The organism is Micromonospora sp. PTRAS2, from assembly GCF_054052245.1.
In genome coordinates this window covers 1-252 of record NZ_JBSWBU010000075.1, presented here as the reverse complement: position 1 = coordinate 252, position 252 = coordinate 1, and the positions used below count along the sequence as shown (strand labels likewise).

General features: G+C 69.8%; 1 protein-coding gene. It reads right to left on the bottom strand.

Annotated features, from left to right (window positions below):
• On the bottom strand, positions 1–252 hold a 252-nt coding region (locus tag ACVMYR_RS33215), incomplete at both ends, for a tetratricopeptide repeat protein (RefSeq protein WP_457123714.1).

Below are 252 nucleotides of genomic sequence, written 5' to 3'. Positions count from 1 at the left end.
CGAACAGCGAGATCGCCCGCCCCAAGTCCCCCGCCGACCTGTAGGCGCCGGCGAGGTTGTTGACCGAAGTCAGCGTCTGGGGGTGATCGTTGCCGAGCACCCGCCGGCAGTCGGTGAGGGCCTGCTCGAACAGCGAGATCGCCCGCCCCAAGTCCCCCGCCGCCTGGTAGGCGTAGGCGAGGTTGTTGACCGAAGTCAGCGTGTCGGGGTGATCGTTGCCGAGCACCCGCCGCCGATCGGCGAGGGCCTGCT